Raw genomic sequence first — 22,628 nt, forward strand, 5'->3', positions numbered from 1 at the left:
CGGCCTTCGCCGGCGCGCAAGCCGTGAAATCCTTCCAGGAGACGGTGATGACCAGCAAGAAGATGGCGGGCCGCACCCGCGTCGAGCACGACAGCATGGGCGAACTGCAGGTGCCCGCGGAGGCCCTGTGGGGCGCGCAGACACAGAGGGCCGTGCAGAACTTCCCGATCTCCGGACGGCCGATGCCGCGTGGCTTCATCCGCGCCCTGGGTCTGGTGAAAGCGGCGGCTGCCGAAGTCAATGCAGGCCTGGGCCTGCTGTCCAAGGGCGTCGCCAAGGCCGTGCAGACGGCCGCGAACGAGGTCGCGCGCGGTGAGCACGACGCGCATTTCCCGATCGATGTCTACCAGACCGGCTCCGGCACGTCGTCCAACATGAACGCCAACGAGGTCATCGCCACCCTGGCTTCTCGCGCAGGAAAAGCGCTGGTGCACCCGAACGACCACGTCAACCTGGGCCAGAGTTCCAACGACGTCATCCCCACGGCGATCCGGGTGGCGGCCCAACTTGCCGCGGTCGAAGACCTGCTCCCGGCCATCAGGCACCTGCGCAAGACCGTCGATGCGAGGGGCCGGGCGCTGGGCAAGGTGGTGAAGACCGGCCGGACCCATCTGATGGATGCCATGCCGCTGACCTTCGGCCAGGAGTTCTCGGCGTGGTCGGCGCAGCTGGCATCGGCACAGGCGCGCATCGAGGATACGCTCAAGCGGGTGCGTCGGCTGCCGCTGGGCGGCACCGCCATCGGCACCGGCATCAATGCCGATCCCCGCTTCGGCGCGCGCGTCGCGAAGGCGCTGTCTGCCGCCACCGGCATGCGCTTCGAAAGCGCCGCCAACAAGTTCGAGGGGCTGGCCGCGCAGGACGATGCCGTGGAACTGTCCGGCCAGCTCAGTGCGCTGGCCGTCGCCCTGACCAAGATCGCCAACGACCTGCGCTGGATGAACTCCGGACCGCTGGCGGGGCTGGGCGAGGTCGAGCTGCCCGCGTTGCAGCCCGGCAGTTCGATCATGCCGGGCAAGGTGAACCCGGTGATTCCCGAAGCCACCGTGATGGTCTGTGCGCAGGTGATGGGCTACCACACCGCGGTGACGGTGGCGGGGCAGACCGGCAATTTCCAGCTCAACGTCACCCTGCCGCTGATCGCGCACAACCTGCTGGACGCGATGCAGCTGCTGTCGAACGTGTCGCGGCTGCTGGCCGACGACTGCATCGCCGGCCTGAGGGTGCGCGAAGCGCGGGTGAAGGAAGCGCTGGACCGCAACCCGATCCTGGTCACCGCGCTCAACCCGGTGATCGGTTACGAAAAGGGTGCCGCCATCGCCAAGCAGGCCTACAGGCAGAACCGGCCGGTGCTGGAGGTCGCGCGCGAGATCACGGGGCTGCCGGAGAAGACGCTCAAACCGCTGCTGGATCCTGCCGTGCTCGCCAAGGGCGGCATCCACGGGAAGGCGGGAGGCGGGGGCGGTTGAGAGTCCGCCTGCCGCGATGCCGCGGCAGACGCTGTCGGCCTGATCAGGGCTTGGCGGGCTCGGCAGCGGCGGCGTCGGCTTCCGCCGCCGCATTCGTTGCACCGCTGTTGTCGCCCTTGACCGCGCGACCGATCGCACGGCCGATGTCCTTGCCGGCTTCATGGTTTTCGTTGTGGCTGGTGCGGCAGTCTTCCGCATCGCCTTCGTCCATCGACGCGTAGGGCTGGAAGGCCGGTAGCGCGGCAGCGAGGTCCTGCTGTGCCTTGTAAAGCCCCGGCAGACGGTCGCAGATCTTCATCGCTTCAGCCTCCACCTTCTTGGCCTCGGCTTCGATCTGCTTGTCGATCTGGTCCGGATTGCCGCTGAAGATGCCCTTCACCGCAGCGCCCACCGCCTTGCCGGCGAGCTTGGCGCCTTCCTTGCCGGTGGCGATGCCCGCATCGGCGATGCCGCCCAGCTCGCGGTGATAGGCGACCAACAGTGTCCGCTGCGTATCGCTCACTTCCACCTTCTTGCCGCCGACGATGAAGTCGCCCTTTGCCGAAATTTCAGCCTGTGGATGACCGGTCGCGTTGAGGGTGAGGTTCTGGCCCCACAGCGCACGCGAGACGGCGACGCCGTCCCCTTCCCCGGACTCGGGTGCCTTGTCCTTGCCCGAGCAGGCGGACAGCAGCACGAGGGACAGCGCGAGAGCGAGCGGTGCGAATCGGGTCATGGTCTTTCCTGGAATTTCAGTGATGTTTCGGGATATCGATGGTGCCGGTGACGCCTTCGTGGTCGACATCGCCGCTGCCGAGCGAGCGGACGGGCAGTGCGCCAGCGACATTGCGCACTTCCACGCCGCCGGATCCGACCGAGCCGACCACCACATCGCCGGTGATGTCGCGCAGCTCGGCGCCGCCGGAACCGATCGAGTCTATCTCGGCACCGCCACCGCGCGACAGGCTGAAGCTGCCCGAGCCGATGCTGCCGACGCGGGTACGACCGTGCACGCTGTCGGCCTCCACGTCGCCCGAACCGATCGAGACGACCTTGAGGCTGCCGGCGACATGGATGTCGATGTCGCCCGAGCCCACCGAAACGGCGGCCAGCCCGCGGATGTCGCGGCCCACGGCGTGGCCCGATCCCACGTCGGCGCTGAACACGGGGGCGCCCATGACCCTGGCCTCACCTGACCCGACTTTCACCTGCACGGGCAGATGGTCCGGCAGGGTCGCCGTCAGGTTCATGTAGGCGTAGTTGCTGCCGAAGGAGATGCCGCTGAAGCTGCCCTCCTGGTACAGGCGCACGATCAGTTTGTCGCCAGCGCGGCGCTGTTCGATCTTCAGCCGCGCCAATCGGTCGGCATGGCTGCTGCAGGCGCGGCCGCTCATCGCGGCGGGGGCCCCTGCGCGCGATTCCACTGTCAAGTCGTGGGGCCCGACCTCGAATACCACGGCCTTGGCATCGCCGGTGTCCAGCACGAGCTGGCGGGGAGATTCGTGCTTGCAGTACCGGTCGGAGGCCGACGCGGGCGCCGACAGCGCCAGCGCGGGGAGCAGGGGAGAAGCGATCAGGACGGTGCGCATTCTGAGTCTCCGGGAGTGATCGTGTCGGATGGGGCCGCGACTGCCGGCGAACGCGCGCTATCGGCTCGCGAACTCGCGGCGCATCTCGTTCTCGCAGTCCTCGACATCGTCCGCCTCCAGCGTGGCGTAAGGACGGAACGCGGGAAGCGTGGCGGACAGGCGTTGCTGGCGGTCCCGCAGCGCCGGCAGACTCAGGCAGATCTGCCGCACGCCGGGTTCGACGGTCTCGCGGACGGTCTTCTCGATGCGCCGCTCCAGGCTGCCGGTCATCGCGCCGAACATCAGACTGAAGAGGCCGCGGTCCACCGCATCCAGTGCCGCCTGGGCACTGCGTTCGCCGATGTCGATGCCGGCCTTGGCGATGGCGATGACCTCGCCACGGTAGAGCAGCAGTTCCTGGCGCTGGTGGCGGTCGATGGCGACCGGCTTGCCTTCGATGAGGAAATCACCCTGCGGGGTGATCTCTGCGCGGGGCAACGCGCGATCCGCATGGGAGGCGCGCGCATCCGACTTGCCGAAGCGAAGACTGTCGCCCAGTTGCAGGTTGCCCGTGTCGAGTTCGCGACGGGCAGCGGCGAGCTCGGTACGGACTTCACTGCGAGCATCGGCGAGGTCGGCGCTGACCTCGTTGATGCGGGTATCCCCGGCGTTCGCCGTCTGTACCGCGAGCGGAAGAAGGCTGGCCAGGAACATCGTCATCAGCATGCGTGGTTTACGCGTGGAGTGCATGGCGTGTCCTCTTCGTCGTCTGGATCGATGTCGGGGGCGTTGATACGCGGGCTAACGCGCGGGTTGGGTTGGGAACCTCAGAAGGTCCAGTTGCCGTCGCCATTGGCGTCGCCGCAGTCGTCCACATCGGCCTGGTCCATCGTGGCGTAGGGCGCGAACTCGGGCAGGGCGGCGGAAAGCGCCTGCTGTGCCGACAACAGGCCGGGCAGGCGCGTGCACAGCTGCGCGACCATGGGCTGGATCTTGGTCTTGGCCTGTTCGCCGACCTGCTTGCCGATCTGGTCGCCGTCCTGGCCCGCCAGGACTCCTTTCAGCGCGGAGGCGGCTGCGTCGATGCCGACGCGCGCTCCCTCCATCCCGATCGCCATGCCATCGCCAACCACGCCAAGCAGTTCGCCGCGGTAGGCCAGCACCAGCGCCTTCTGTTCCGGGGTGGTCGCGACCGCCTTGCCTTCGATCAGCAGGTCACCGGCTGGCGTGATCTCGGCCTTGGGCAGGTGCTGTTTCTCGTTGCGGTTGAGCGAAATGTTCTCGCGGGCCAGCCGGTCGCGTGCGGTGGCGATCTCCTCGCGGGCCTTGTCCATTTCCTGGCTGGCCTCGCCCAGTCCCGTGGCTGCTTCGTCCATCGCCTTGGCCACCACGCCCGTGGGGGCCTGGTTCTTGTCGGTCGGCTGGCACGCCGCCAGGGCGATCATGCCGAGCACGATGAGGGGGCGCATCCGTGAAAGAGAGGTGTGCATGTCCGGTTCCTGAAAGGGGCGGGCCCGGGTGGGCCCGCCTGGAAAGGCTGACTGGCGATTATTCGCTTTCGCGCCAGCGACGCAGATGGATCGCGCCGACGATCAGGGCCACGCCGATGGCGGCGCCGATCCACAGATCCGCGGTGGCGAAAGCGTGCCAGCTGCGGGTCAGGTCGATGGCGTTGGCCAGTTCGTCCGGCGTGTTGATCTCGGTGTGCGGGTTGGCGGCGCCGCCTTCCAGCGTCGGGAACCACGCGCCCGGCACCACGCTCAGCAGACCGCGGTAGACCACCGTGTACCAGACCAGGTCGTGACGGATATCCAGGCCCGGCAGGATGTCGGTCATGCTGACGATCACGCAGGCCAGCACCGGCACCAGCACCGCCCACAGGAACGGCTTGCTGCGCGCCCAGGCCGAGCAGAACATCAACCAGCCGACCGCAGGCAGCGACCACATCATGTACACGGGCAGCGAACTGATCACGCCGCCGATCACACGCAACGGGTGGGAGTGGGTGAACATCGCGCCGCCGGCCGGCAGGCCGTTGACGGTGATGGTCAGCGCCGAGATCAGCCACATCGCCACGCCGATCAGGATGCCGATACCGATGGCCAGCAGCGGCGCCAGGACCAGCGCCCAGGCCAGCTTGGACAGCACCATGTGGGTGTCGGAGACCGGCAGCGACTTCCAGAACAGCACGCTGCGGTCGCGGCGGTCGTCGTAGAGGGTGCCCAGGGCGTAGAAGAACACCACGAAGGCCAGTACCACGCAGGCCAGGATCACACCGCCCAGCAGCATGCCGTCACCGATGCCGCCGACGATCTGGTGCGCCTTCTCCGGTGCATCGTCGATGACGAAACCGCCACCGTCCATCGACCGCCGTGCGGCGATGCTGCCGATCACGGCCAGGATCAGGTTCAGTACCAGGAAGATGCCGCCGGTGATCACCGGCGCCCAGAAGAAGCCTCCGCGGTTCTCCCAGAACTCGCGCTTGATCAGCCATTTGAACGCGCCCGGCTTGGAGGGCTTGCCCAACGTCGAAGTCACGGCGTTCATGCGTAGGTTCCTTTCATGATGGCGACGAACAGGTCGGCCAGGCCAGGGGTACGGGTTTCGCCCAGCGGGGCGAGTTGGGCCTGCGGCACGCCGTCGAACAGCAGGACGGTCTTGCCGAAGGGCAGGGCGCGCTCGTCGATGGGTTTCAGGGCGCGGGCCTGCTCGACCGCCTCGCCGCTGACGAGCACTTCGGTGTAACGCTCAGCCACTTCGTCCATCTGCGCGGTCAGCGCGATCCTGCCGTCGCGGATGAACATCACGTCGGTGAGGATGTGTTCGATCTCCTCGACCTGGTGGGTGGTGACGATGATGGTCTTCTGTTCGTCGAAGTAGTCCTCCAGCAGGCGCTGGTAGAACTGCTTGCGGTACAGGATGTCCAGGCCGAGCGTGGGCTCGTCCAGCACCAGCAGCTTGGCGTCGATGGCCATCACCAGGGCCAGGTGCAGCTGCACGATCATGCCCTTGGACATCTCGCGCACGCGCAGATTGGGCTTGAGCTGGGTATTGGCCAGGAAGCGCTCGCACTTGGCGCGGTCGAAGCGCGGGTGCACGCCGTCCACGAAGTCGATGGCTTCCTTGACCTTCATCCAGCGCGGCAGCACGGCCACGTCGGCGATGAAGCAGACATCCTTCATCAACTCGTCGCGATCCTTGCGCGGATCCAGGCCCAGTACCTTCAGCTGGCCTTCGAACGGAATCAGGCCCAGGATGGCCTTCAGCGCGGTGGTCTTGCCCGCGCCGTTGGGACCGATCAGGCCTATGATCTTGCCGGCCTCGATCTGGAAGCTGGTGTCGTTCAGCGCAAGCTTGTTCTTGTAGGCCTTGCGCAGGCCGTGGGCCGACACCACGGCATTGGCGATTGCGGCGTTCATCACTTGTTCCCCTTGGATTGCAGCAGATCTTCGATGGACAGGCCCAGGCGCTCGATGCGCTCGGCGACGGCCGGCCATTCTTCGGTCAGGAACCGCTCGCGCTCGCTGCCGCGCAGCTTCTTGGACGCTTCGTCGGTGACGAACATGCCCAGGCCGCGGCGCTTCTCCACCAGGGCCTCGTCGGCCAGTTCCTGGTAGGCGCGCGATACGGTGATCGGATTCAGCTGGTACTCCGCCGCCACCTGGCGCACGGAGGGCAGGGCGTCACCCGGCTTCAGGATCCCGTCCAGCATCATGGCGATCACGCGATCCTTCAGCTGGCGGTAGATGGGAGCGCCGTCGCTCCATTGGATGGATGTCATGGCTCAGCTCCTCGGACGCAGCGATTGGCCAAAGGAGAAGTAGGGCATGGCCAGCGAGGCCCGGGCCCGACGCTTGTGTTGCCGTGCCTGCGGGTTGCCGTCATCGCCGGCGACCTCGGCCGCATCGGATTCCAGCGCGCCGACCAGCGCGGTGGAATCCACGTCGGCCGTGCGTGCACCGGTGACGGTCGCCAGCACGCCGATCGCCAGCAGCAGGCCGCCGACGGCCAGGCTGGGCAGTGTGTGGGTCAGTTTCTGGTTCATGGCATCCCCCCCTGAGTTGGGTGAGTGGTGTTGTATTCAACTATAACACCAAAACACAGGCCGTCAACAGGGTTGCGGGGTTTTGTCACCCAACTGAAGGCATACTTGTCATGTTCGTACTAGTGGAGTGGGTCATGACATCCAAGTTGATGAAATCAATAGCTTTTGTTGCGCTTCTGGGCGCCGCGTCAGCGGCCTTGGCGGCGGGTTTGCTGGATGTCAGCTATCGGCCGCTGACCGGCAAGACGCCCGTGAACCTGAAGGAACGCTATGCCGGCCAGGTACTGCTGGTGGTCAATACCGCCAGCAAATGCGGTTACACGCCGCAGTACGAGGGCCTGGAGGCCCTGCACCAGCGGTACACGCCCAAGGGATTCGCCGTGCTCGGCTTTCCCTCCAATGACTTCAGGGGCCAGGAACCCGGCACCGAAAAGGAGATCCAGGAATTCTGCACGCTGACCTACGGCGTGAAGTTCCCCATGTTCGAGAAGGTCTCCGTGGTCGGCGAAAACGCCACGCCGCTGTACAAGGCAATGACGCAGGCGACCGGCACGGCGCCGGGATGGAATTTCCACAAGTACCTGATTTCGCGCGACGGGCGCGTGGTCGCCCAGTTCCCCAGCAAGACCAAGCCGGACGATCCGGCGCTGGTGGCCGCGATCGAGCGCGAGCTTGCGGCTCCGCGTGCAGTGCGCTGACGCTGCCGTGCAGGGCGACAGGCGTGCCACAATAGGCGTTTGGCGCCATCTTCCCGGCGCGGGCTCCAGGAGTGAAAGGATGAAGCGGTCGGTCCGCGGCGTAGCCGCGTTGTTGGGAATCTCGTTTTCTATGCTGGGAGGCAGCGTGGCTGCACAGGAAAAAACCGCGCTGGTGACCGAGCGCGACAAGGTCAGCTACGCCATCGGCGTGGACGGCGGCAATTCGCTGCAGCCGGTGGGTCCGTTCATGGACACCGCGGCGTTCGAGCGGGCGATCGTCAACACGTTCGCCGGCAAGCCGGCGCTGATTTCCGAACAGGAAGCGCAGGCCACCGACCAGCTGCTGCGCGTGAACCTGGCGGTGGCCGATGGCCAGCCTATCCCCGGCATGCCGCCGGGCAGTACCCCGCCGCCGGTGGACAAGACCAAGGTGGGTCTGTTCCTGGGTACCTACGTCGTCGGCCCCTCGCTGATGCCGTTCAAGGACGAGATCGATCCGGCCGTGCTTGCGCAGGCGGAGCGCGCCGTGGCCGGCAAGACCGGCACGCCGCTGCTGACCGTGGAACAGGCGCAGACGGAGATGAAGGCCTACATGACCAAGCGCCAGGCCGGCCTTGCCCAGCGCAACCGCGAAGAGGGCGCCAAGTTCCTCGCCGGGAACAAGACCAAGCCGGGCGTGATCACCACGCCGTCCGGCCTGCAGTACATGGTGCTGCGGCAGGGCAATGGCCAGCGGCCCATGCCGACCAGCCGCGTGCGCGTCAACTACGAAGGAAAGCTGTTGAACGGCGAGGTGTTTGACAGTTCCTACGCCCGTGGCGAGCCGGCGGAATTCCCGCTCAACGGCGTGATCGCCGGTTGGACCGAAGGCGTGTCGCTGATGCCGGTCGGGGCCAAGTACCGTTTCTGGATCCCGTCCAACCTCGCCTACGGCGAGGGCGGCGCGCCGGGCGGCAAGATCGGACCGGACGCCACGCTGACGTTCGACGTGGAACTGATGGGCATCCTGCAATAAGCGCCTGATCCAATCACGGTTCCCAAGGGCAGGAAGTCAGCAGATGCGCGTCGCAATTTTCGGCACGGGGTACGTGGGTCTGGTGACGGGCACCTGCCTGGCGGAGGTCGGCCACGACGTGATCTGCGTCGATATCGACCCGGCCAAGGTGGACGGGCTCAACCAGGGTATCGTGCCGATCTACGAACCGGGCCTGTCGCCCATGGTCAAGGCCAACCACGCCGCGGGGCGCCTGCGTTTCACCACCGATGCCGCGTCGGCCATCGCCCACGGCGACGTGGTGTTCATCGCGGTGGGGACGCCGCCCGATGAGGATGGAAGCGCCGACCTGCAGTACGTGCTGGCGGTGGCACGGACGATCGGCCGCCACATCGGGCGCCCGTGCACGGTGGTGAACAAGTCCACCGTCCCGGTGGGGACGGCCGACAAGGTGCGTGCCGCGATCGAGGCCGAACTGGCCGCGCGCGGCGCGGATGTCGCCTTCGACGTGGTGTCCAACCCCGAGTTCCTGAAGGAAGGCGATGCGGTCAACGACTGCATGCGTCCGGATCGTATCGTGATCGGAGCAGCGCACCCGCAGGCGGTCGAGCGGCTGCGGCGCCTGTACGCGCCGTTCAACCGCAACCACGAACGCATCGTGGTCATGGACGTGCGTTCGGCCGAACTGACCAAGTACGCGGCCAACGCGATGCTGGCCACCAAGATCAGTTTCATGAACGAGATCGCCAACATCGCCGAACGCGTGGGGGCGGATGTGGAGCACGTGCGCCAGGGGATCGGTTCCGACCCGCGCATCGGCTGGCACTTCATCTATCCGGGTGCGGGATACGGCGGCTCCTGCTTCCCGAAGGATGTCCAGGCGCTGGCGCGCACCGCGCAGCAGCACGGCTATGTGCCCGAGCTCCTGCAGGCGGTGGAAGGCGTCAATGATCGCCAGAAGGGCCATCTTTTCGAACTGCTGCAACGCCACTACGACCGTGGCGAGGACGAAGGCGTGCGCGGCAAGACCTTCGCGGTGTGGGGGCTGGCGTTCAAGCCCAATACCGACGACATGCGCGAAGCCAGCAGCCGTAGGCTGCTGTCCGAGCTGTGGGAGGCCGGTGAGCGTGTCCGCGCCTACGATCCCGAAGCCCACGGGGAGGCGTCGCGCATCTTCGGCGAACGCGACGACCTGGTGCTGTGCCGGGATGCGTACGCCGCGCTGGAGGGCGCCGATGCGCTATTCGTGGTGACCGAGTGGAAACAGTTCCGTAGCCCGGATTTCGTCCGCCTGCGCGAGGCGCTGGGCGACGCGGTGATCTTCGATGGCCGCAACCTCTACGACCCGGTCGAGGTGGAGGCCGCGGGCATCGCGTATTACGGGATCGGGCGCGGGAGGTCCGTGCATGCAGGCTGAGCCGACACGACAGGGCGATGCACTGGAACGCCGACTGGTGGAACTGGAAACCCGTCTTGCGTTCCAGGAGCACTCGCTGAATGAACTCAGCGAGGCCCTGGCCGACGCGCGCGCGGAGAACCAGCGTACGGCGCTGCTCCTGCGTCACATGGTGGAAGAGCTGGGCAAGGTACGTACCTCGCTGTTCGAGGACCCGGCCAGCGAGCCGCCGCCGCCCCATTATTGATACGCTGCCGCCACGGCACGTCCCCACGAACGACTCATGAGCGATTCCCTTCGAGACCAGTTGCTGGGCCTGGGCTTCAAGCCGGCGCCCAAGCCCGAACGCAAACCGGAAGCACGCAAGCCGGACGCACGCAGGCCCGGCCCGCGGCCAGCCGGCAAGGGCGCTGCGTCGGCGCCGCGCACCGGCCCGGGCGGCAAGCCGCGGCCGTCGCAGGGACAGTCGCGCAAGCCGCGGTCGCAGGAAGAGATCGATCTGGCGAAGGCATATGCCATCCGCGCCCAGCGCGAGAAGGACGAGCGGATCGAAGCCGAGCGCGTGAAGCAGGAAGAGGCCCGCCTGCGTCGCGAGGCGAAGGCAAAGCTCGAGGCCTTCCTGAAGGACAAGGCGCTGAACGATGCCGAGGCCGACATCGCTCGGCATTTCCCCTACGGCGGCAAGATCAAGCGCATCTACGTCAACGCCGAGCAGCTGAAGGCGCTCAACGCCGGCGAGCTGGGCGTGGTGCAGCAGAATGGACGCTACCTGCTGGTGACGTCCGCCGTGCTGGCCGAAGCCGAAGCGATCTTCGCGGCGGCCGTGGCGCTGAAGGTCGACCCGCACGCGACTGCCGAGGAAGACCCCTACGCGGATCCGAAGTACCAGGTGCCCGACGACCTGGTGTGGTGACCCGGGCGGGCGACGGCATGCGCCTGTGCCTGTTACCGGGGCTGGATGGCACCGGTCGTCTGTATGCGCCGCTGATTCAGGCATTTGGCGATGCGGTCGAGGTCGAGCCCTGGACGTACGACAGCGGCCATTTCCACAGCTATGCCGCGCTGGCCGATGCGTTCGAGTCCACAATGCGGCGCCATGCGGATGTCGTGCTGGTGGCCGAGTCCTTCGCCGGACCGCTGGCGGTCATGCTCGCGCACCGGCACCCTGCGAGGGTAAGGGCCGTCGTGCTGGCGGCCAGCTTCGTGCACAACCCGCTTCCGGTCAGCGCCCTGTTGGCCAACGTGCTGCAGCGGATGCCGGCCATCGCGCCACCGGTATTCGCGCTTGAGCGACTGCTGGCCGGTGAGGGGATGCCGCCGGACCTGCGGAAAGAACTGGACCTTATCCTCGACGCGATACCGGTGGATGTGCTGCGGTGTCGCGCGCTGGCTGCCCTGCGGGTGGACGTACGTGATGAGCTCGCGGGCCTGACCATGCCGCTGCTCTATCTGCAGGCCGGGCACGACCGGTTGATCCGGGCCCGTGCGGGACGCGACATCGCACGTCTGGCGCGCAACGCACGGTGGGAGACGATCCCGGCCCCCCACTTCCTGTTTCAACTCGCTCCCGTAGAAGCCGCAGCGGCGATCCGGCGCTTCCTCCGTCAGATCCGCTGAATCGACCGGTCCAGTTGCATCAGGCGATGCGAGAAGACGCCGGACGCACCAGCCACCGCCACACGATGACTGCGGCAAGCAGGGCGGTGGCTGACGACGCCACGAAGGCGGTCTCGCCGCCGAAGCGCCACAGCTGCCCTGCCAGCAGTGCGCCGCACACCCCGCCGACGCCTGACGACAATCCATAGAACACGCCTTGGCCATGGCCGTTGAGGCGACCCGGGAAGAACCGCACCAGCAACTGCATGGCAGCCGCGAAGAACGCGCCGAAGTTCAGTGCATGGGTCAGCTGGGCCAACACCATCAGTGGTGTGTTGTCGGGAAAGAGCGCCGTCATCAGCCAGCGGACGGATGCGCTGAGCAGGGCGAACATCAGCACGCGCGAAGCGTCCCAGCGACGGAAGATGCGGCTGGAGAGGAAGAACACTGCGATCTCGGCCAGCACGCCGACGGTCCACAGCACGCCCTGCGTTCCGGTGCTGTAGCCGTGTTCGGCAAGGTAGATCGAGAAGAACGTGTAGAACGGACCGAACGACACCTGGGTCAGGAATGCGGCGACGAAGAACGCGATGACGTGGGGCTGGCGCAGGCGTGCGCGGAAGCCTTCGTCCGCTGCCGTCCGCGACGCGTCCGGGTCGTGCGCGTACCGGTTGATCAGCGCCGACCCCAGCACGGCCGCCAGCACCGGCAGCATCAGCCAGGGCAGGGCGCCGATGCCGAGCCGCCTTGCATCGATCAGCCAGCCGAACGAGGCCACGACCACGATGAAGCCGATCGAGCCCCATACGCGGATCAGGCCGTAGCGATCGCTGCGCGCCGCCAGGTGCGACATGGTGATCGACTCGAACTGCGGCATTACGGCGTTGTAGGCGAAGCAGAACGCCGTCATCACGACGAACAGGCCCACGTAGTTCCAGGGCAGCAAGAACAGCGCAAAGCTGCCCACGGCCAGCGCGCACCCCAGGTGCAGCCAGCGGATCGGCTGCGGCGAGCGTGCGGCCAGCGTCGTCCATAACGAGGGCGAAACGATTCGCGTGGCGTACCACAGGCTCATCAACACACTGATGGCCGTGACGCCCAGCCCGCGCGATTCCAGGTACAGACTCCAGTACGGCGTGAACGCGCCCAGCACGGCGTAGTAGAAGAAATAGAAGCTGGACAGCCGCGCGGCGGGATAGCCCGACAAGCCGGTCGTCGCGTTCATGGTGCCCGGTCCGCGGACGCCGCTGCGGACGTCATCCGGATGGGGCAGCAGGGGAGGGGCGACGGCATGGCGGGACGATCACGGAGAAGGTGGCGCATTCTAGCCGGGTGCGCGCCGCCTCATTCCGGATCGTAGTCCAGGTTCGAAGCCAGCCAGCGCTCCACCTGCGCGATCTCCACGCCCTTGCGCCTGGCATAGTCCGCCACCTGTTCCTTCGACACCCGCCCCACCACGAAATACTGGCTCTGCGGATGGCTGAAGTAATAGCCGGACACGGCCGCGGTCGGCAGCATCGCGAAGCTCTCGGTCAACGACATGCCGGCATGGCTGCCCGCATCCAGCAGGCGGAACAGGGTGGCCTTCTCGCTGTGCTCCGGGCAGGCCGGATAGCCGGGCGCCGGCCGGATGCCGACGTACTTCTCCGCGATCAGTGCTTCGTTGTCGAGCGTTTCGTCGGCGACGTAGCCCCAGAACTCGGTGCGCACGCGCTGGTGCAGGCGTTCGGCCAGCGCCTCGGCCAGGCGGTCGGCCAGGGCCTTGAGCAGGATGGCGTTGTAGTCGTCGTGATCGGCCTCGAAGCGGGCCACGTGCGCGTCGATGCCGATGCCGGCGGTGACGGCGAACATGCCGATCCAGTCCTGCCGGCCGGAGTCCTTCGGGGCAATGAAGTCGGCCAGGCAGAAGTCCGGGCGTTCGACCGGCTTGTCGACCTGCTGGCGCAGGAAATGCAGGCGCTCGCTGCGTCCGTCGACCGCTAGTTCGACGTCGTCGCCGACGCTGTTGGCCGGCCAAAGGCCGAACACCGCCTTCGCCGTCAGCCATCGCTCGTCGACGATCTTCGCCAGCATCGCCCTCGCATCCCGGTAGAGTTCGCTGGCCTGCGCGCCGACCACGTCGTCGGTCAGGATCGCCGGATACTTGCCGAACAGTTCCCAGGCATTGAAGAACGGCGTCCAGTCGATGCAGTCCACCAGTTCGTCGAGCGGGTAGTCGTCGAACACGTGCAGCCCCGGCTGGCGGGGCGCGGGCGGCGTGTAGTCGGCCCAGCCACCATCGAACTTCTGTCCGCGTGCCTTCTCCAGCGACACCAGACGCTTGGCGTCGCCGCGGTTCTTGTGGCGTTCGCGGATCTCGGCGTAGTCGGCGTCGTTGGCGGCCACGAAGGCGGCACGCATGTCGCGCGAGATCAGCGACTGCGCCACGCCGACCGCGCGCGAGGCATCCTTCACCCAGACGGTGGGGGCCTGGTAATGCGGATCGATCTTCAGCGCCGTGTGTGCACGCGACGTGGTCGCGCCGCCGATCAGCAGCGGCGTGTCGAAGCCCTGGCGCTGCATTTCGCGCGCCACGTGGGTCATCTCCTCCAGCGACGGCGTGATCAGGCCGGACAGGCCGATCAGGTCGGCGTTCTCGGCTTTCGCGGTGTCGAGGATCTTCTGCGTGGGCACCATGACGCCCAGGTCGACGACGTCGAAGTTGTTGCAGGCCAGCACCACGCCGACGATGTTCTTGCCGATGTCATGCACGTCGCCCTTGACCGTGGCCATGACGATCTTGCCGTTGGACTTGCCGACATCGCCGGTGCGCAGCTTCTCGGCCTCGATGAAGGGCAGCAGGTAGGCGACGGCCTTCTTCATCACGCGCGCGGACTTCACTACCTGCGGCAGGAACATCTTGCCGGCGCCGAACAGGTCGCCGACCACGTTCATGCCGTCCATCAGCGGACCTTCGATGACGTCCAGCGGACGCGCGGCCTGGCGGCGCGCTTCCTCGGTGTCCTCGTCGACGAAGGCGTCGATGCCGTGTACCAGTGCGTGCGCCAGGCGCTCGCGCACCGGCTTCTCGCGCCAGGCCAGGTTCTCGACCGGCGCCTCGCCCTTCCTGCCCTTGTACCGGTCGGCGATCTCCAGCAGTCGTTCGGTCGCGTCCTTGCGGCGGTTGAGGATCACATCCTCCACCCGCTCGCGCAGCTCCGCGTCCAGATCGTCGTAGACGGGAAGGCCGCCGGCATTGACGATGCCCATGTCCATTCCGGCCTGGATGGCGTGGTACAGGAACACCGAGTGGATGGCCGCGCGGACCGGTTCGTTGCCGCGGAACGAGAACGACACGTTCGAGACGCCGCCCGACACGTGGCAGTGCGGCAGCGTCCGCTTGATGATGCGCGTGGCTTCGATGAAGTCCACGGCGTAGTTGTCGTGCTCCTCGATGCCGGTGGCGACCGCGAAGATGTTCGGATCGAAGATGATGTCTTCCGGCGGGAAGCCCACCTCTTCGGTCAGGATGCGGTAGGCGCGCGTGCAGATCTCGACCTTGCGCGCGCAGGTGTCCGCCTGGCCGGTCTCGTCGAAGGCCATGACCACGGCGGCCGCGCCGTAGCGCAGCACCTTGCGGGCATGCTCGATGAAGGCTTCTTCGCCTTCCTTCAGCGAGATCGAGTTGACCACGCCCTTGCCCTGCAGGCACTTCAGGCCGGCCTCGATCACGCTCCACTTGGACGAGTCCACCATCACCGGGATGCGCGCGATGTCGGGCTCGGAGGCGATCAGGTTGAGGAAGCGGACCATCGCCTTCTCGGAATCGATCAGGCCCTCGTCCATGTTCACGTCGAGGATCTGGGCGCCGTTGGCGACCTGCTGTCGCGCGACCTCGACGGCTTCCTCGTAGCGTTCCTCCTTGATCAGCTTGCGGAACTGCGCACTGCCGGTGACGTTGGTGCGCTCGCCCACGTTGACGAACAGCAGGTCGGGGGTGATGACCAGCGGTTCCAGGCCCGACAGCCGCGTAGGGCGTGCGGCCGCGCTCATGCGGCCTGCTCCAGGCTGGCGGGCAGTCGCCGCGGCGGCAGACCGGCGACGGCCTCGGCGATGGACCGGATGTGGGCGGGCGTGGTGCCGCAGCAGCCTCCGACCAGGTTGAGCAGGCCGGACTGTGCGAACTCCTTCAGCGTGGCCGCCATTTCCTCCGGCGTCTCGTCGTACTCGCCGAAAGCGTTGGGCAGGCCGGCGTTCGGATGCGCGCTGACATAGGCATCGGCCACCGTAGCCAGCGTCTCCACGTGCTCGCGCAGGTCCCGGGCGCCCAGCGCGCAGTTGAGCCCCACCGACAGGGGGCGGCCGTGCGCCACGGACGTGTAGAACGCCTCGGCGGTCTGGCCCGACAGCGTGCGTCCCGACGCATCGGTGATGGTGCCGGAAATCATCACCGGCAGGCGCCCACCGCGCGCCTCGAACACTTCCTCGATGGCATACAGCGCGGCTTTCGCGTTGAGCGTGTCGAAGATCGTCTCGACCATCAGGGTGTCGGCGCCGCCGTCGATCAGACCTTCGATGGCCTCGCGGTAGGTGCCGCGCCGTTCGTCGAAGCTTGTATTGCGGAAGCCCGGATCGTTGACATCCGGGCTGATCGACGCGGTGCGGCTGGTCGGGCCCAGCACGCCGATCACGAAGCGCGGCTTGTCGGGCGTCGTGGCTTCGACGGCGTCGCAGCACGCCCGTGCGACCTGCGCGCCGGCCTTGTTCAACTCGTAGACCAGGTGTTCGAGGTGGTAGTCGGCCTGGCTGATGGACGTCGCGTTGAACGTGTTGGTCTCCACCAGGTCCGCGCCCGCCTCGAGGTAGGCGGTGTGCACGCCGGCGATGACGTCCGGCTTGGTGAGCAGCAGCAGGTCGTTGTTGCCCTTGAGGTCGTGGTCGCAGCCGGCGCCGTGTTCATGCGCGTGCTGCGCATCGCAGCCGGTGGCGAAGCGTTCGCCGCGGTAGTCGGCTTCCTGCAGGCCGTGGCGCTGGATCATCGTGCCCATGGCGCCGTCGATGACCAGGATGCGTTCTTCCAGGGCCTGGAGCAGCAGTCCGGCGCGGGCAGGGTGCAGCCAGGGGAGGGTCTTCATGGCTTCACCGCGGTCAACGAAAGCACTTCGAAATGGGGCGGACGGCGCTCACGGGTGACGGTTTCGGCATTGGCGATCTCCAGCCCGGCCTTCTCGGCGAACTTGCGCAGTTCCTTCTCCGAGAAACCCAGGTTGACGTGGCCGTAGGCTTCCACGACCGAGCGGTGCTCGTGCTTCGCCAAGCTGCTGAGCAGCAGGCGGCCACCCCTGCGCAGCACGCGCGCGGCTTCCGCCACGGCCTGTGCCGGCTTGGTGGAATAGGTGAGCGCATGCATCAGGACCACCAGATCGAAACTGGCGTCCTTGAACGGCAAGGCATGCATGTCCCCCTCGCGGACTTCCACGTTGGGGAAACGGCGCAGGCGCTCGCCGGCGGCCGCGACGACGCGGGCGCTGGTGTCGATGCAGATGTACCGCTTGGCGTGCGGCGACAGAAGTTCGGCCAGCACGCCGTCGCCGGAGGCGATGTCCAGCACGTCGCCCGTTTCCAGCAAGGGCAGCGCGGTGCGCGCCAGCGCTTCCCAGGTACGCCCGGGGGAGTAGTGGCGCTCCATGTCGCCGGCCACGCTGTCGGCCCAGTTCTGGTCGGCGGCACGATTGGCCAGCACGCCGGCCACGCGTTCGGCGTCCTGGCGCAGCAGCGGATCGTCGCTGCCGTCGCGCAGGCTGCGCCAGAGCTCGCGCTGGACCGTGTCCAGGTTGTCCTCGTCGAAGCGGTAGTAGGCCGAAACCCCCGCGCGGCGATCGCGCACCAGGCCGGCTTCCTTCAGCTTGGCCAGATGGGTGGATACGCGCGGCTGCGCCAGCTGGGTGATGGCGGACAGTTCGGCCACGGTCAGCTCCTCGCGGGCCAGCAGGGCCAGCAGGCGGACGCGGGTGGCGTCGGCGAACACCTTCAGCCGGGTCGACCAGGCTTCCAGATCCATAAATATCTTCCTATCGCGATATAGAGATATTTTGACGGTCTGCCCCCGGCCGGGTCAACCCACGGCATACGGCCACGCATGGTCGCGGGTTACAATTGGTATTCAATGTTTGTCTGTCGAGGGGTAGCCGTGGATTTCGCGTTTAACGAAGAGCAGTTGATGATCCAGGACGTCGCGCGCCGGATCGCCCAGGAGAAGATCGGTCCCAGCGCCGAGCACCACGACAGGACCGGCGAGTTCCCGCTGGAGAACATCCGCCTGCTGGGCGAAAACGGCCTGATGGGCATCGAAGTCCCCGCCGAATACGGTGGCGCGGGCATGGATCCGATCGCCTACGTGCTGGCCATGATCGAGATCGCGGCGGGCGATGCCGCGCACTCGACCATCATGTCGGTCAACAACTCGCTGTTCTGCAATGGCATCCTGACCTTCGGTACCGAGGAGCAGAAGCAGAAGTACGTACGCGCCATCGCCGAGGGCCGCGAAATCGGCGCGTTCGCGCTGACCGAACCGCAGTCCGGCTCCGACGCCACCGCGATGCGCTGCCGCGCCGTTAAGCAGGCCGACGGCAGCTTCGTCGTCAACGGCAAGAAGAGCTGGATCACCTCCGGCCCGGTGGCCAGGTACATCGTGCTGTTCGCGATGAGCGAACCCGACAAGGGCGCGCGCGGCATCACCGCGTTCATGATCGATACCGAGAAGGCCGGCTTCCACCGCGGCAAGACCGAGCCGAAGCTCGGCATCCGCGCATCGGCGACGTGCGAGATCGAGTTCACCGACTACGTGGTGGACCCGGAAGACGTGCTGGGCAAGGAAGGTGAGGGCTTCAAGATCGCCATGGGCGTGTTGGATGCCGGCCGTATCGGCATCGCCAGCCAGGCCATCGGCATCGCGCGGGCCGCCTACGAGGCCACGATCGCCTACGTGAAGGAGCGCAAGGCGTTCGGCGCGCCGATCGGCACGTTCCAGATGACCCAGGCGAAGATCGCCGACATGAAGTGCAAGCTGGATGCCGCCAACCTGCTGACGCTGCGTGCGGCGTGGGTGAAGGGCCAGGGCCAGCGCTTCAGCAACGAAGCGGCCATCGCCAAGCTCACCGCCTCCGAGGCGGCCATGTGGATCACCCATCAGGCGCTGCAGATCCATGGCGGCATGGGCTACTCGAAGGAAATGCCGATCGAGCGCTACTTCCGCGATGCCAAGATCACCGAGATCTACGAGGGCACCAGCGAAATCCAGCGGCTGGTGATCGCCCGCAACGAGACCGGCCTGCGCTGAGTTCTGCCCGCATCCGCCGAAGAAGGACGCCGCCGCAGGGCGGCGTTCTTCGTTCTGGGCACGGGTACGCACGCCCCCCGTCTTTGGTCATGGGACCACGGGGCCGACCGTCCGCTAGAGTGGCACGATGCGGGGGTGCGTCCCCCGTTTTCCTCCTGGAGACCCCGATGCGCAAAACCCTGATCGTCTGTGCCCTCACCCTGGCGCTCGCCGCCTGCGACAAGGGCAATGCCCCGGCGGCCGGCGCTGCCGACACCGCGGCCCCGGCGGCGTCCGCCGCCGACATCGCCGCCGAGAGCAAGCGGCTGAACGAGTGGTTCGACAAGAAGTACGAGGAACAGTTGAAGTTCAGCCCGATCCAGCTGACCTTCCAGGGCCGCAAGGACCTGTACGACCAGGTCGACGACATGTCCGAACAGGCCCAGCGCGACCAGGTCGCCTGGCAGAAGGCCAGCGTCGAAGAGATGGAGAAGACCTTCGATTACGCCAAGCTCGACGACGAGGCCAAGCTGTCCTACGACCTGTGGAAGCTGCAGTACGAGAACGCGCGCGACGGCCTGCCGTTCATGGTGGACGGCTACGCCTTCGACCAGATGAACGGCGCGCAGGGCTTCTGGCCCACGTTCCTGATCAGCTTCCACAAGGTGGAGGAGGAATCCGACTACACCGCCTACATCGCACGCCTGAACGCCACCAGTCGCGCATTCGACCAGTTGCTGGAACGTGCGCGCGCCTCGGCCGCGCAGGGGATCCGTCCGCCCAAGTTCGCCTACGAGGGCGTCATCGATCAGGCGAAGAAGGTCATCACCGGCGCCCCCTTCTCTGCGGGCAAGGACGCGGCGATCTGGGCCGACGCCCAGGCCAAGGCGGACGCGCTGGTGAAGGCGGGCAAGATCGACGCCGCCCGCGCCACCGCGCTTAAGGATGAGGCGCGCAAGGCGCTGCTCGAGCAGTTCAAGCCTGCCTACGATCGCGTGATCGCATGGAGCGAGGAGGAGCTGCCGAAGGCCGCGGTCAACGCAAGCGGCGTGGGCAGCACGCATCCGAACGGCAAGGCCTACTACGAGTACCAGCTGCGCCAGATGACCACCACCGGCATGACGGCCGAGGAGATCCATGCGCTGGGCCTGAAGGAAGTGGAGCGCATCAAGGGCGAGATGACGGCACTGAAGGACAAGGTGGGCTTCAAGGGCGACCTGGATGCCTTCTTCGCCTTCATCGACAGCGACAAGCAGTTCAAGTACCCCAACACCGATGCGGGCCGCCAGGCCTATATCGACGACGCCACGCGCGCCATCGACAACATCAAGAAGGTGCTGCCGGAGTACTTCGGGCTGCTGCCGAAGGCGGACCTGGTGGTGAAGCGCGTGGAGGCGTTCCGCGAACAGGACGGCGCCGCGCAGCACTATTACCCCGGCACGCCGGACGGTTCGCGCCCGGGCATCTACTACGCCCACCTGTCCGACATGAACGCGATGCCGAAGCCCGAGCTGGAAGTCATCGCCTATCACGAGGGTCTGCCGGGCCACCACATGCAGATCTCCATCGCGCAGGAGCTGACGGGCGTGCCGAAGTTCCGCACCCAGTACAACACCACGGCCTACGCCGAGGGCTGGGGCCTGTACGCGGAATGGCTGGCCAAGGAAATGCCGAGTACCTACCAGGATCCGTATTCGGAATTCGGCCGCCTGAGTTCGGAGATGTGGCGTGCCATCCGCCTGGTAGTGGATACGGGCCTGCATGCCAAGGGCTGGACCGAGCAGCAGGCGGTGGAGTACTTCGACGCCAACAGCGCGGTGCCGCGTGCCGCGATCGAGTCGGAGGTGATGCGTTACCTGACGAATCCTGGCCAGGCCACCGGCTACAAGGTGGGCATGATCAAAATCCAGGAACTGCGCCGGAAGGCGGAAGCCGAGCTGGGCGGGAAGTTCGACATCAAGGGCTTCCACGACACCGTGCTGAGCGGCGGCGCGCTGCCGCTGACGCTGCTGGAGCGGCGCGTGGACCAGTGGATCGCGAAGGAGAAGGCCAAGCAGGCCTGATCCGTTTTCCGTGCAGCGAGACACGAACCCCGGCTTCGGCCGGGGTTCCTGTTTCAGCGGTCAGTGCGCCTTGGTGAGGAGGGCGAGGTTCGCAGGAAGCCATGCATCGAAAGTCGACGGCGCGCGGCCGGTCAGCGTGGCGAAATCATCCGTCACCTCGGCCAGATCGCCCGCGGCCGTGGCCACATCGAACGAGGTGAAGACGTCCGCCAACACGGGCGGGAAGCCATGCGCGCGCAGTCCCTCTGCGAGTTGCTCCGCGGTGACGTCGACGACGGTCAGCGGCCTGTCCGTGGCGGCACTGACTTTCGCGGCAATCTCGCGTGCGTTCAGCGCCTGGGTGCCGGTCAGCGTGAAGGTGCGGTTCCCGTTGCTGTCGGAGGCAAGCGCGGCGGCGGCAGCAAGGGCCAGGTCTTCGCGGGCGATGTAGGCGACGCCCCCCGCACCGGCGGCGGTGACCCATTCGCCCGACGCGAGCGCCGACGGGAGTGCGTAGGCCAGGTTCTCGGCATACCAGGCGTTGCGCAGGAGCGTCCACCCCAGGCCCGACGCCGCCAGTGCCTGTTCGGTGCCCAGATGATCGGGCGCAAACGACACGTGCGAGGTGTCCGGCGAGGGCAGCGAGGTGTAGACGACATGCTTCACCCGGGCTTCCACCGCCGCCTGCACGGCGGCGCGATGCTGCATCAGGCGCTTGCCCGGCTCCAGCAGGGCGTCGGTGCTGACCAGCAGCAGGCGGTCGGCGCCGCGGAACGCCTCGGCCAGCGTGTCGGGCCGGTCGAAGTCGGCGGCGCGCACGGTCACGCCCTGGGCGGCGAGGTCGGCCAGCGCCTCGGGCTTGCGGCTGGTGGCGATGACGCGGGCCGGGTCGATATTCAGGGTGTCCAACAGGTGGCGCACGACGGCGCGGCCAAGTTGGCCGGAGGCGCCGGTGACGAGCAGGGTGGGGGCGGACATGGAAACTCCTTGGCTTGGTAATGGAAAGGACATTGGTTATCCTATGGTAGTAAAGCCATGTGCGCCCACAAGCAGGGCGTTCGAAGTAACCCGGTTACTGCGCGGTAACCGACCCCGGAGTCCTTCATGACCCTGCACCGTCAATCGCTGATCTTCGTCGAAAACTGCCCGATCCGGGACGTGCTGGACCGCCTCGGCGACCGCTGGACCGTGCTGGTGCTGCATGAACTCGCGACCGGAACACTGCGCTTCTCCGAGATCCGCAAGCGGGTGGCGGACATATCGCCACGCATGCTCGCGCAGACGTTGCGTCACCTCGAGCAGGACGGACTGGTCCGCCGTGAAGTGTTCCCGACGGTACCGCCACGCGTGGACTACGCGCTGACACCGCTGGGCGAGTCCTTCTTCGAGCGCGTGAAGATGCTGGCCCAGTGGGCAGCCGATCACCACGACGAGGTCCGCGCCGCACGCAAGGCCTACGTGGCGCCGGTGGCGAACGCGCCGAAGTAGGCGCAAAAAAAGCCCCGGCATGCCGGGGCTTTCTCATTGCATCGACCGCACGACGG

General features: G+C 66.9%; 23 protein-coding genes. 10 read left to right on the plus strand and 13 right to left on the minus strand.

What is annotated here, in order from left to right:
- The first annotated feature begins 62 nt into the window (after positions 1-62).
- Positions 63-1,469, plus strand: a complete 1,407-nt coding sequence (locus CSC76_RS04300; RefSeq protein ID WP_162108880.1) for a class II fumarate hydratase — start codon at positions 63-65, stop codon at positions 1,467-1,469.
- A gap of 43 nt (positions 1,470-1,512) precedes the next feature.
- Here the strand turns inward: CSC76_RS04300 and CSC76_RS04305 are convergent, their stop codons facing one another.
- The 8 genes from CSC76_RS04305 to CSC76_RS04340 all read right to left on the minus strand — a co-directional run bounded on the left by CSC76_RS04305 (position 1,513) and on the right by CSC76_RS04340 (position 7,061).
- Positions 1,513-2,184 carry a YggN family protein gene (locus CSC76_RS04305; protein ID WP_162108804.1) on the minus strand — a complete coding sequence of 224 codons (672 nt, stop codon included), beginning with the start codon at positions 2,182-2,184 and terminating at the stop codon, positions 1,513-1,515.
- Between the two features lie 16 nt (positions 2,185-2,200).
- Complete coding sequence (locus CSC76_RS04310; RefSeq protein WP_162108805.1) at positions 2,201-3,037, minus strand: hypothetical protein; 837 nt, start codon at positions 3,035-3,037, stop codon at positions 2,201-2,203.
- Between the two features lie 57 nt (positions 3,038-3,094).
- Positions 3,095-3,766 carry a YggN family protein gene (locus CSC76_RS04315; RefSeq protein WP_162108806.1) on the minus strand — a complete coding sequence of 224 codons (672 nt, stop codon included), beginning with the start codon at positions 3,764-3,766 and terminating at the stop codon, positions 3,095-3,097.
- Between the two features lie 77 nt (positions 3,767-3,843).
- The gene (locus CSC76_RS04320) at positions 3,844-4,506 is read right to left on the minus strand and encodes a YggN family protein (protein ID WP_162108807.1); all 663 of its coding nucleotides are present in this window, start codon (positions 4,504-4,506) and stop codon (positions 3,844-3,846) included.
- Positions 4,507-4,564: 58 nt separating this feature from the next.
- Complete coding sequence (locus CSC76_RS04325) at positions 4,565-5,563, minus strand: ABC transporter permease (RefSeq protein ID WP_162108808.1); 999 nt, start codon at positions 5,561-5,563, stop codon at positions 4,565-4,567.
- On the minus strand, positions 5,560-6,435 hold the full coding sequence (locus CSC76_RS04330) for an ABC transporter ATP-binding protein (protein WP_162108809.1): 876 nt from the start codon (positions 6,433-6,435) through the stop codon (positions 5,560-5,562). The genes CSC76_RS04325 and CSC76_RS04330 overlap by 4 nt, the downstream gene beginning before the upstream one ends.
- The gene (locus CSC76_RS04335; RefSeq protein ID WP_162108810.1) at positions 6,435-6,797 is read right to left on the minus strand and encodes a GntR family transcriptional regulator; all 363 of its coding nucleotides are present in this window, start codon (positions 6,795-6,797) and stop codon (positions 6,435-6,437) included. The genes CSC76_RS04330 and CSC76_RS04335 overlap by 1 nt, the downstream gene beginning before the upstream one ends.
- 3 nt (positions 6,798-6,800) lie before the next feature.
- Positions 6,801-7,061 carry a hypothetical protein gene (locus tag CSC76_RS04340; protein ID WP_162108811.1) on the minus strand — a complete coding sequence of 87 codons (261 nt, stop codon included), beginning with the start codon at positions 7,059-7,061 and terminating at the stop codon, positions 6,801-6,803.
- 149 nt (positions 7,062-7,210) lie between these two features.
- Here CSC76_RS04340 and CSC76_RS04345 point away from each other — a divergent pair, with 149 nt between their 5' ends.
- From CSC76_RS04345 to CSC76_RS04370, 6 genes are all read left to right on the plus strand, one after another.
- Positions 7,211-7,759, plus strand: coding sequence for a glutathione peroxidase (locus CSC76_RS04345; protein ID WP_202923485.1), 549 nt, complete (start codon positions 7,211-7,213; stop codon positions 7,757-7,759).
- 79 nt (positions 7,760-7,838) lie between these two features.
- Positions 7,839-8,774 carry an FKBP-type peptidyl-prolyl cis-trans isomerase gene (locus CSC76_RS04350; RefSeq protein ID WP_162108813.1) on the plus strand — a complete coding sequence of 312 codons (936 nt, stop codon included), beginning with the start codon at positions 7,839-7,841 and terminating at the stop codon, positions 8,772-8,774.
- 43 nt (positions 8,775-8,817) lie between these two features.
- Positions 8,818-10,170 carry a UDP-glucose dehydrogenase family protein gene (locus tag CSC76_RS04355; RefSeq protein WP_162108814.1) on the plus strand — a complete coding sequence of 451 codons (1,353 nt, stop codon included), beginning with the start codon at positions 8,818-8,820 and terminating at the stop codon, positions 10,168-10,170.
- Entirely contained in the window at positions 10,160-10,396 is a 237-nt protein-coding gene (locus CSC76_RS04360) for a SlyX family protein (RefSeq protein WP_162108815.1), read from the plus strand. Before CSC76_RS04355 ends, CSC76_RS04360 begins: the two co-directional genes overlap by 11 nt.
- Positions 10,397-10,432: 36 nt before the next feature.
- Positions 10,433-11,062, plus strand: coding sequence for a DUF2058 domain-containing protein (locus CSC76_RS04365; protein ID WP_162108816.1), 630 nt, complete (start codon positions 10,433-10,435; stop codon positions 11,060-11,062).
- Positions 11,063-11,079: 17 nt separating this feature from the next.
- Positions 11,080-11,766: an alpha/beta fold hydrolase gene (locus tag CSC76_RS04370; protein WP_162108817.1), complete on the plus strand. Its 687-nt coding sequence runs from the start codon at positions 11,080-11,082 to the stop codon at positions 11,764-11,766.
- Positions 11,767-11,785: 19 nt separating this feature from the next.
- Here CSC76_RS04370 and CSC76_RS04375 read toward each other — a convergent pair whose 3' ends face one another.
- The 4 genes from CSC76_RS04375 to CSC76_RS04390 all read right to left on the minus strand — a co-directional run bounded on the left by CSC76_RS04375 (position 11,786) and on the right by CSC76_RS04390 (position 17,785).
- Positions 11,786-12,970 carry an MFS transporter gene (locus CSC76_RS04375; RefSeq protein WP_162108818.1) on the minus strand — a complete coding sequence of 395 codons (1,185 nt, stop codon included), beginning with the start codon at positions 12,968-12,970 and terminating at the stop codon, positions 11,786-11,788.
- A gap of 119 nt (positions 12,971-13,089) precedes the next feature.
- The gene (gene metH, locus CSC76_RS04380; protein WP_162108819.1) at positions 13,090-15,777 is read right to left on the minus strand and encodes a methionine synthase; all 2,688 of its coding nucleotides are present in this window, start codon (positions 15,775-15,777) and stop codon (positions 13,090-13,092) included.
- Entirely contained in the window at positions 15,774-16,859 is a 1,086-nt protein-coding gene (locus CSC76_RS04385; RefSeq protein ID WP_162108820.1) for a homocysteine S-methyltransferase family protein, read from the minus strand. Before CSC76_RS04385 ends, metH begins: the two co-directional genes overlap by 4 nt.
- Positions 16,856-17,785 (minus strand): ArsR/SmtB family transcription factor, encoded by a 930-nt coding sequence (locus CSC76_RS04390; RefSeq protein ID WP_162108821.1) that lies wholly within the window; start codon positions 17,783-17,785, stop codon positions 16,856-16,858. Before CSC76_RS04390 ends, CSC76_RS04385 begins: the two co-directional genes overlap by 4 nt.
- Positions 17,786-17,914: 129 nt before the next feature.
- On the opposite strand from CSC76_RS04390, the gene CSC76_RS04395 reads away from it, so the two are divergent.
- Positions 17,915-19,063: an acyl-CoA dehydrogenase family protein gene (locus CSC76_RS04395; protein ID WP_162108822.1), complete on the plus strand. Its 1,149-nt coding sequence runs from the start codon at positions 17,915-17,917 to the stop codon at positions 19,061-19,063.
- A 167-nt stretch (positions 19,064-19,230) separates the two neighbouring features.
- Positions 19,231-21,105, plus strand: coding sequence for a DUF885 domain-containing protein (locus CSC76_RS04400; RefSeq protein ID WP_162108823.1), 1,875 nt, complete (start codon positions 19,231-19,233; stop codon positions 21,103-21,105).
- Positions 21,106-21,165: 60 nt separating this feature from the next.
- Here the strand turns inward: CSC76_RS04400 and CSC76_RS04405 are convergent, their stop codons facing one another.
- Complete coding sequence (locus tag CSC76_RS04405) at positions 21,166-22,062, minus strand: SDR family oxidoreductase (RefSeq protein ID WP_162108824.1); 897 nt, start codon at positions 22,060-22,062, stop codon at positions 21,166-21,168.
- Positions 22,063-22,188: 126 nt separating this feature from the next.
- Between CSC76_RS04405 and CSC76_RS04410 the strand changes: the two genes are divergently transcribed.
- Entirely contained in the window at positions 22,189-22,572 is a 384-nt protein-coding gene (locus CSC76_RS04410; protein WP_162108825.1) for a winged helix-turn-helix transcriptional regulator, read from the plus strand.
- Positions 22,573-22,628: the final 56 nt, after the last annotated feature.

Origin of the sequence: Pseudoxanthomonas mexicana (genome assembly GCF_010093385.1) — a bacterium.
GTDB classification, from domain to species: domain Bacteria; phylum Pseudomonadota; class Gammaproteobacteria; order Xanthomonadales; family Xanthomonadaceae; genus Pseudoxanthomonas_A; species Pseudoxanthomonas_A mexicana.